The following is a 2752-nucleotide window of genomic DNA, read 5'->3' on the forward strand; positions in this document are numbered from 1 at the left end:
GCTGTAATTGTAACCGACCGCGATGAAATACCAAGAAATCAAGACAGAAAATCCGACTTTGTTGAATTTCATCAAATGTTTTTGGTATTCTGAAACATCTAAAGGTGCACAGCATACAATTTTACCCAACGGATACATCGACCTAATAATTTCTTCTGAAAATAATACGACAAAAATTACCGGAATTTGGACAAAACCTATTGACATAAAGTATAAAGAAAATTCTTCTGTATTTGGTATTCGCTTCAAACCTTTAATAGCCGAAATCTTTACTGACATTGATTTTAAATCCATTGTCAATTCTCACCAAATTCTACCGTCGAATTATTTCAAAGACGAAAAAGTCAATCTTGAAAATTTGGAAACATTTGCTAAACAAATGGAAGGAATAATTTTGGGATTGATAAATAACCAAAAACCAATTCAAGAAAATAAAATCAGACTTTTTCAAGAAATTTTCAAAAAAGAAACCTTTAATGTTTCAGAAATTTCTCAAAAAACATTTTGGGCTGCAAGGCAAATAAATCGTTATTTCAACTTGTACTTCGGAACTTCCTTAAAAACGTATCTCAATATTATTCGTTGTAATTCATCTTACAGAAACATTGCAAATAAGACTCCAAACACACTTATTGAATATTTTGACCAATCACATTTCATCAAAGAAATCAAAAAATTTACGGCACATTCTCCAACCAAACTACACGAGAATAAAAACGACCGATTTTTACAATTAACTACACTCAAAGAAAATTAACTTTGTAGCCTAATTTAAAAAAGAAAAAATGGTAAAATTTGGATACACAATTTTATATGTTGAAGATGTAAAAAAATCAATTGACTTTTATAAAAACGCATTCGGTTTTGAAGAAAAGTTCATAACACCAGAAAATGATTATGGAGAACTAAAGACAGGCGAAACTACCATTTCTTTTGCCTCAAAAGAGCTAGGAAATGCGAACTTTAAAAATGGTTTTGTAGAAAGCTCAGCACACAACAAACCATTTGGAGTTCAACTTTCATTTACAACAGACAACGTTAGTGAAGTTCTTGAAATAGCGTTAAAAAATGGAGCGATTTTAGTTGAAAATCCGATGACAAAACCATGGGGACAAAAAGTTTCATTTATCCGAGACATTGACGGATTTATACTTGAAATTTGTACACCAATTCCATCAAACGAATAAAAACAACTACAGCTAACAGTGTATTAGCAAAAGCGGGCTTGAATACTCAAATTGGAAATTTGAATATTCTTCGCCGCCACTGCTTTTCGGTTTCGCTTTTTATTTATAACTTCACTTCACCGAAAAAGCATTGGCTCAGTTTGGTTGAAAATTGAACTTTCAGTTCACTTTTCGCCCACCTTCGCTAATACTTTTTCGTTAGCAGACATTTTGAAAAAAACGCTTGGAAATGAATAAAAATATTTTCGGTTCGCTTTTTATTCTATTTATTTTATCAACTACACTAAGTTGTAAAAAACGTAATCATATAGAAAAATATCAAGTCAATATTGACTCTCTTAAAGCCTTGAATGATGGTTCTTACGGTTATCATCGAGGTCGAACATATTATATCAACAAAAATTTCAGAATTTGGTTCAACTTTGATGAAAAGAACAATATTGCAAATATTTTTAAAATTGACACTCTGAGCAAAAAAACTACTGATAAGAAGCAAAAATTAGAAGAAAAAATTGATACAGTTGAAAGAAAAATCCAAATGCAAAAATTCCTTGATTTAAGTAGAAAATATAAATTTGGACATATAAATATCGATAAATCAAATAAGATTTCTTTTACATACAATGAAGATATTTCTGAAGAATATGTTTGGACTTTTAATGATAGTTTGAAACAAATTTATCAAAAAAACAATGATTTTAAACTCTTAAAAGATGGGTGGTTCGAATATAACAGAAAATAAAAAAACGTCTGCTAACAGTGTATTAGCAAAAGCGGGCTTGAATACTCAAATTGAAAATTTGAATATTCTTCGCCGCCACTGCTTTTCGGTTTCGTTTTTATTTTGTAACTTCACTTCACCGAAAAAGCATTGGCTTCAGTTGGTTGAAAATTGAACTTTGACTCCGTCGAACCACTTCGTTAGGTTTCAGTTCACTTTTCGCCCGCCTTCGCTAATACTTTTTCGTTACCTGCAACTGCCATTGAACAAAATCTCGTGTTAAATTAAACTCGGACTTGAGTGAATAAAAAAAGAAACTGAATCCAGACCAAACTTGTTTGAAAACAAGGTCTGAATTCATTTTCTACTTGACTGACTGAAAAAAATATGAATCCAAATCGAACCGAATTTATTCAACGACAGTTTCGGCAACGAATTTCACAAATTTTGCGCATACGATGTGAATATCTGAATGAAAAACGGCGTGAAATCGAAGATTCTATGTAGTCAATAAAATTCTGCTAATTGGAGTGAAATTATGCTGAATAAAATCCTTGCTTTTTTTCGTACCGAAAAAAAAATGGAATTTAACGGAATAATTTCTTAAAACTTGCTGAAAATAAAAAACTCTAAAAAGCTTTATGAAAAAAGGCGCTGCAGGTAACATCGTATTGCTAAAAGACGGGGTTGAATTCTAAATTGAAAATTTTTGCATTTTTAGCCGCAATTTGCTTTTTCGTTTCACGATTTTTTGTAATTTAGTGCAACGAAAAAAGCAATTTGCTGGGTTCAGAGAAAGTTGAATTTTCAGGCATAAAAGCCCGTCCTTCAGCAATACGCAAAC

At 31.3% G+C, this 2752-nt stretch carries 3 protein-coding genes; all 3 read left to right on the forward strand.

The window, feature by feature from the left end:
* Positions 1–22: 22 nt before the first annotated feature.
* The 3 genes from AC4AGG_RS15980 to AC4AGG_RS15990 all read left to right on the forward strand — a co-directional run bounded on the left by AC4AGG_RS15980 (position 23) and on the right by AC4AGG_RS15990 (position 1929).
* Positions 23–757 (forward strand): DUF6597 domain-containing transcriptional factor, encoded by a 735-nt coding sequence (locus AC4AGG_RS15980; protein WP_489773018.1) that lies wholly within the window; start codon positions 23–25, stop codon positions 755–757.
* 28 nt (positions 758–785) lie between these two features.
* Positions 786–1187 carry a VOC family protein gene (locus AC4AGG_RS15985; RefSeq protein ID WP_489773019.1) on the forward strand — a complete coding sequence of 134 codons (402 nt, stop codon included), beginning with the start codon at positions 786–788 and terminating at the stop codon, positions 1185–1187.
* A gap of 229 nt (positions 1188–1416) precedes the next feature.
* Positions 1417–1929, forward strand: coding sequence for a hypothetical protein (locus AC4AGG_RS15990; RefSeq protein WP_489773020.1), 513 nt, complete (start codon positions 1417–1419; stop codon positions 1927–1929).
* The last annotated feature ends 823 nt before the right edge of the window (positions 1930–2752 follow it).

This window comes from Chryseobacterium sp. CG10_8 (genome assembly GCF_058117085.1).

Excerpts from the sequence above, each read along its gene's own strand:
- AC4AGG_RS15990 (WP_489773020.1), top strand. The coding sequence starts at position 1,417 with ATGAATAAAAATATTTTCGGTTCGCTTTTTATTCTATTTATTTTATCA.
- AC4AGG_RS15980 (WP_489773018.1), top strand. The coding sequence starts at position 23 with ATGAAATACCAAGAAATCAAGACAGAAAATCCGACTTTGTTGAATTTC.
- AC4AGG_RS15985 (WP_489773019.1), top strand. The coding sequence starts at position 786 with ATGGTAAAATTTGGATACACAATTTTATATGTTGAAGATGTAAAAAAA.